Origin of the sequence: Rhodoplanes sp. SY1 (genome assembly GCF_046000175.1) — a bacterium.
Lineage (GTDB): Bacteria > Pseudomonadota > Alphaproteobacteria > Rhizobiales > Xanthobacteraceae > Rhodoplanes.
This window is the reverse complement of the sequence record NZ_JBEOMB010000076.1, coordinates 21,170-27,169: the sequence shown is the minus strand read 5'-3', so window position 1 is coordinate 27,169 and position 6,000 is coordinate 21,170. Positions and strand designations below refer to the sequence as shown.

6 protein-coding genes are annotated in these 6,000 nt (G+C 69.5%); 1 reads left to right on the top strand and 5 read right to left on the bottom strand.

All coding sequences use genetic code 11. From position 1 onward, the window contains the following. Positions 1-245: 245 nt before the first annotated feature. Positions 246-710: a hypothetical protein gene (locus ABTU92_RS19480; protein ID WP_111358500.1), complete on the bottom strand. Its 465-nt coding sequence runs from the start codon at positions 708-710 to the stop codon at positions 246-248. A 686-nt stretch (positions 711-1,396) separates the two neighbouring features. On the opposite strand from ABTU92_RS19480, the gene ABTU92_RS19475 reads away from it, so the two are divergent. Next, entirely contained in the window at positions 1,397-2,989 is a 1,593-nt protein-coding gene (locus ABTU92_RS19475; protein ID WP_408093291.1) for a 2-isopropylmalate synthase, read from the top strand. 279 nt (positions 2,990-3,268) lie between these two features. Here the strand turns inward: ABTU92_RS19475 and ABTU92_RS19470 are convergent, their stop codons facing one another. The 4 genes from ABTU92_RS19470 to minC all read right to left on the bottom strand — a co-directional run bounded on the left by ABTU92_RS19470 (position 3,269) and on the right by minC (position 5,916). Further along, positions 3,269-3,763, bottom strand: coding sequence for an N-acetyltransferase family protein (locus ABTU92_RS19470; RefSeq protein ID WP_408093290.1), 495 nt, complete (start codon positions 3,761-3,763; stop codon positions 3,269-3,271). Positions 3,764-4,018: 255 nt separating this feature from the next. Further along, positions 4,019-4,291, bottom strand: coding sequence for a cell division topological specificity factor MinE (minE, locus tag ABTU92_RS19465; protein ID WP_111360619.1), 273 nt, complete (start codon positions 4,289-4,291; stop codon positions 4,019-4,021). Further along, positions 4,288-5,103: a septum site-determining protein MinD gene (gene minD / locus ABTU92_RS19460; protein WP_408093289.1), complete on the bottom strand. Its 816-nt coding sequence runs from the start codon at positions 5,101-5,103 to the stop codon at positions 4,288-4,290. The genes minE and minD overlap by 4 nt, the downstream gene beginning before the upstream one ends. Positions 5,104-5,124: 21 nt before the next feature. Continuing rightward, on the bottom strand, positions 5,125-5,916 hold the full coding sequence (minC, locus tag ABTU92_RS19455) for a septum site-determining protein MinC (protein ID WP_408093288.1): 792 nt from the start codon (positions 5,914-5,916) through the stop codon (positions 5,125-5,127). Positions 5,917-6,000: the final 84 nt, after the last annotated feature.

Sequence of the window (6,000 nt, the reverse complement as noted above, 5' to 3'; positions counted from 1 at the left end):
AAACCGGGGTCCACTTCACGCACGACGGGCCGCACTGAAACGAGTTTCTCGCCGGGGCTATGCGGCGGATCTGTAAGCGTCTGGATCGGATGTGGCGTCGGAGAAGATCAGCGCCTGCGATGCGGCGAACCGCTCCTCACCTCAGCCATGAGACCGGCGGCGGCGTCGCGTGAGCAAGAGCGCGACGGTCGGGGGCAGGGCGAACGGGAGACGGCACGCGCGGCGCCGCCTCCCGGTCGGTCGTTTCAGTTGACGCGGGTCTCGGTGCGGGCCTCGGCGGGCTTGAAGGCCCCGCCCTTGGCCGCCGGCAGCTCGAGCGTCGCCGGCGCGGCCTTGGCCGGGGCGTTGGCGCGGCGGATCTGGTAGAGGTACCAGGCGCCGACGCCGGCCACCAGGATGCCGACCTGGTAGGCGGGCAGCAGCAGCGACAGGGCGATCAGCACCACCGCGACCGTGCAGGCCTTGGCGAGCTTCTCGCCGTCCGAGGCGATCAGCGACAGCCGATCGTAGTTGTCGCCCTCCAGGAAGGGCGCCGCGAAGCGATCCAGGCCGAACCGCGTCCATGCGTTGAGGAAGCCCAGCTTGTGGGCCCACAGCAGGAACAGGGTGGCGGCGAAGGCGATCACGGAAACCGCGGCTCCGAGCGGGCCGGCGGCGGCGCCGATGACCACGACCAGGGCGACGGCGAAAGCAGCAATCCAATAATTCATTTGAGTAACCCTTCACCCGACGTGGGTGCCTTTCAGGTTGTCCTCTCCCGACGAAATACGCAGACCGGATGAATCTACCGCGTCGGCATGGGCGTGTAAATTTAGCCGCCGGGGCTTGGTCGGGGCGGCCAGGAGGGCCCTGGGCCTGTCCGGCGGGCATAACCCGCTCGCCGATCGGCGTGTCTTCGGCCAACCGCCATCGATCGAGCGTCCGCGACGGACCGGTCTCGCGGGTGCCGCGCGCTTCGTCGCGGTGGCCCGAGACGGGTATCGAGGGACCAGCCAACGGCGAATCGGCGGCCCCGGCCGGCCCTCCGATTCAATCAAAGGTTGCAGCTGTCTCCCGTCCGGAGGGGCGTGGTCCGGACGATCGCCGCCCTGGCTTGCCCCGCCGGGCGACGCACGTTACAAGGGCGGCGTTGCGTCTTCGGTAACGCCGCGTCAACACGTGTCGAGCACCGTGACGGGCAACAGAGGATCGGGCATGTCGCCGCGCCGCCAGCATCGCGGGCTTTTGGATCGGGTCGTTTCGGCCCCGTCCGCGGCTGCCCTGATTTCCGGCCTCCTTCTCCTTAGCTGCCCCTGAGGGCCGGCAGGGCGCGACGCGCCTGGGCGCTCAGGGGACCCGAGACGGAACCCGGACGCGCCCCGACGAGGCGCACGCTCTTCGAGAAGGACTCGTTTCCATGACCGCGCAACACCCGGCCGCGCCGACCGCGCAACACCCGCACTCCGAGAAGGACCGCGTTGTCATCTTCGACACGACGCTGCGCGACGGCGAGCAGTCGCCCGGCGCCACCATGACCCACGAGGAGAAGCTCGAGGTCGCCGAGCTGCTCGACCAGATGGGCGTCGACGTGATCGAGGCCGGCTTCCCGATCGCCTCGGAGGGCGACTTCTTCGCCGTCAACGAGATCGCCAAGCGCACCAAGAACGCGGTCGTCTGCGGCCTCTCCCGCGCGGCCTTCAAGGACATCGACCGCTGCGCCGAGGCGATCAAGCCGGCGGCGCGCAAGCGCATCCACACCTTTCTCTCCACCTCGCCCGTGCACATGAAGCACAAGCTCCAGAAGGAGCCGCACGAGGTCTACGAGATGGTGATCGCGCAGGTGACGCGCGCCCGCAACTACACGGACGACGTCGAGTGGTCGTCGGAGGACGGCACCCGCACCGAGATCGACTTCCTGTGCCGCTGCGTCGAGGCCGCCATCAAGGCCGGCGCGACGACCATCAACATCCCGGACACGGTCGGCTACACGACGCCGGAGGAGTACTACAACCTGTTCAAGACGGTGCGCGAGCGCGTGCCGAACTCCGACCGGGCCGTGTTCTCGGTTCACTGCCACGACGACCTGGGCCTCGCCGTCGCCAACTCGCTCGCCGGCGTGCGCGGCGGCGCGCGTCAGATCGAGTGCACCATCAACGGCATCGGCGAGCGCGCCGGCAACACGGCCCTGGAAGAGGTCGTGATGGCCATGAAGGTGCGCAACGAGGTGCTGCCCTGGTGGACCAACATCGACGCCACCATGCTGACGCGCGCGTCAAAACTGGTCTCGGCCGTGACGTCGTTCCCGGTGCAGTACAACAAGGCGATCGTCGGCCGGAACGCCTTCGCGCACGAGAGCGGCATCCATCAGGACGGCATGCTCAAGAACGCCCAGACCTACGAGATCATGACGCCCGAAAGCGTCGGCGTGAAGCAGACCTCGCTGGTGATGGGCAAGCATTCCGGCCGCCACGCCTTCGTGCGCAAGCTGGAGGATCTCGGCTACAAGCTCGCCGGAAACCAGCTCGAGGACGCCTTCGTGCGCTTCAAGGCGCTGGCCGACCGCAAGAAGCACGTCTACGACGAGGACATCGAGGCGCTGGTCGACGAGGAGATCGCGACCGCCCAGGACCGCATCCGGCTGGTGTCGCTGTCGGTGATCGCCGGCACGCACGGGCCGCAGCGCGCCACCATGAAGCTCAGCATCGAGGGCCGCACGGCGATCGAGGAGTGCGAGGGCAACGGTCCGGTCGACGCGGTGTTCAACTGCATCAAGGCGCTGGTGCCGCACGAGGCGATGCTGGAGCTCTACCAGGTGCACGCCGTCACCGAGGGCACCGACGCCCAGGCCGAGGTGTCGGTCCGTCTCTCCGAGGCGGACAAGACCGTCACGGCCAAGGGCGCCGACCCGGACACGCTGGTCGCCTCGGCGAAGGCGTATCTGGGCGCGCTCAACAAGCTGATGATCAAGCGCCAGCGCACCAAGCCCGAGGCCATGACGGCGACGCCATAGTCGGGCTTCGTGTCCCGGACACGTTTCGCCGCGAAGCGGTGCAGCGTGAGCCGGGACCCAGGGCCAGAAACGAGGCGCACCTTTTCACCTCTCCCCGCGTGCGGGGAGAGGTCGGAGTTCGCGCCGGCAGGCGCGGACTCCGGGTGAGGGGGCGTCGCCGCGAGTCTCTACATCCGAGAGTCTCTGTGTCGTGGAGACGCCCCCTCACCCGCCGCGCTACGCGCGTCGACCTCTCCCCGCATGCGGGGAGAGGTGAGGGCCGCGGCCAACTCCCTGGCCTCATATCTCCCGAAACATCACCAGCGCATCGACGAAGCCTTTCGTCGGGTGCTCGAAGGCGCCCGGCAGGCGGCCGACGACGGCGAAGCCCATGTGCTGCCACAGCCGCACGGCGCGCTCGTTCGACGTGATCACGAAATTGAACTGCATCGCCCGGAAGCCGCGCGCCTTGGCGCGCGCCAGCGAGTGCGCGCACATCGCCTGCGCGACGCCGCGGCCGGTCGCGTCGTGTGCGACCATGTAGCCGCAGTTCGCTACATGGGCGCCGCCGCCGGCGTTGTTGGCCTTCAGATAGTAGGTGCCGACCATCGCTTCGCGGTCGCCGTCCTCGTAGAGCGCCACATGCACCTCGTGGGCCGGTGACAGCCAGTAGGCGAGGGCGTCGTCGCGTGAAAGATCGCGCGGCAGCGGATAGGTCTCGCCGGCCCGGATCACCGGCTCGAGGATCCGCCACAGCGCATCGGCGTCGGCGGGCGTGGCGGGGCGGATGCGCATGGGCGCCGTCGTTCCATTGTTAGCGGCGCGTCTGGTCCGGTCTGTGGAGTGGCCGCAGGCACTGACACCCTCTCCCTGAGGGAGAGGGTCGGGCGCGAGCGAAGCTCGCGACCGGGGTGAGGGTTTACGGCGCCGGTCGGCTGGCCTCGGCACCCCCTCACCCGGATCTCGCGCAAAGCGCGAGATCCGACTTCTCCCCGCTGGGGAGAGGTGAACCGAGAACGAGGCTCGCGCCGAGCTTGCCAGGTCGCGTCGTCAGCACGTCGCCGCGAGCGGCGGGGCCACCATGTTGGGGATCTCGATCTCGATCTCCAGGGTCGAGATCGTCGCACCGCGGTCCATCTTGACCTGGACGTGATCGGGATCGACGAAGACGTGGCGCGAGATCACCGCGACGATCTCGTCCTGCAGGAGCGAGACCAGGTTGGACGAGCGGCCGAGGGGGGAGCGCTCGTGGGCGAGGAGAATCTGCAGCCGCTCGCGCGCGATCGGCGCGGAGTGGCGGCGCTTGAACCAGCTCCAGATCATGCGGCTCTCCGTCCGAACAGCTTGGTGAGCAGGCTGCGCTTCTCGGTCGGGACGACGATGTCGAGGTCTTCTCCTTCGAGGCGGCGGGCCGCCTCGGCATAGGCGCGGGCGGGCGCGCTCGCCGGGTTGCTGAGCGTCACCGGCGTGCCGAGATTGGAGGCGCGCAGCACCTCCTGGCTCTCGGGAATGATGCCGAGCAGCGGCAGCGACAGGATCTCGACGATGTCGGTGATGCCGAGCATCTCGCCCTTGGAGGCGCGGGCCGGATCGAAGCGCGTCACCAGGATGTGCTTGGCGATGCGCTCGCCGCGTTCCGCCCGCACCGTCTTGGCGTCGAGGAGGCCGATGATGCGGTCACTGTCGCGCACCGACGAGACCTCGGGATTGGTGACGATGACGGCCTGGTCGGCGTGCCGCATCGCGAGCTGGGCGCCGCGCTCGATGCCGGCCGGGCTGTCGCACAGCACCCAGTCGAAGCGCTGGCGCAGCTCGTCGATGACGCGGGTGACACCGTCGTCGGTGAGCGCGTCCTTGTCGCGGGTCTGCGAGGCGGGCAGCAGCCACAGCGTCTCGATGCGCTTGTCGCGGATCAGCGCCTGCTGCAGCTTGGCGGCGCCCTGCACGACGTTGATCAGGTCGAACACGACGCGGCGCTCGGCGCCGAGCACGAGATCGAGATTGCGCAGCCCGACGTCGAAGTCCACCACCGCGACGGTCTGTCCCGTCTGCGCCAGGGCCGCGCCGAGGGCGGCCGTGGTGGTGGTCTTGCCCACGCCTCCCTTCCCAGATGTCACGACGACCACGTTGGCCATTGTCGGTCCCCTCTCCCTGCCTCAGTCGAGTGCGGTTATCAGCATCGTCTCGCCCTCGAGCCAGGCCTGGATCGGCCGGTTGCGGAGCGATGGTTCAAGGTCGTCCACGGTGCGGTAGTAGCCGGCGATGGCGAGCAGCTCGGCCTCGGTCCGGCGGCAGAAGATGCGCGCCCGGCAATCGCCGCCGGCGCCCGCCAGCGCCCGCCCGCGCAGCGTCCCGTAGATGTGGATCGAGCCGCCGGCGACGATCTCGGCGCCCGACGAGACGGCGCCCAGCACGATGATGTCGCCGTGCGGGTGATAGATGGTCTGGCCGGAGCGGACCGGCTCGGCGATGGTGAGCGAGCCGACCGGCTGCGGCGGCGCCGCCGGGACGATGCGGGTCACTTGAGCGGACGTCACCTGGGCGGATGTCATCTGGGCGGACGGCGCCGGCTCGGCCTCCGGAGGCGTCGGTGCCGACTCGGCCGCGCCGCCTTCGGTGGCCGAGAACGTGCCGCGGCCGCTGGTGAGCACGGGCGGCAACTCGGCGCCGTAGTCGGCGTCGCCGCCCTCCAGCCCCATGATGCGGATGCCGCGGCCCTGCAGCTCGCGGATCAGGTCGTGGATCTCGCCCTTCGACAGCGTCAGCCCGGCGAGGTCGAGCACGGCCGGCCGGCCGGCGAAGAAGCCGGGCGAGCGGCCGATCGCGCCGTCGATGTCGGCGAGCCATTCGGGGATCGGCAGCTCCGGCGCCAGCGCGAACGCCATGTAGGAGCGGCCGCGGAAGCGCACCGGGCGCGGACGCGATTTCGGCTGGGCGGCGGTCCTCATGGCATCCGGCTCCCGGATCGTGCGGACGGTTCGGGGGCGACGGACGACGGACGAATCGCCGCGACCATCAGGCGAATCCGAAAC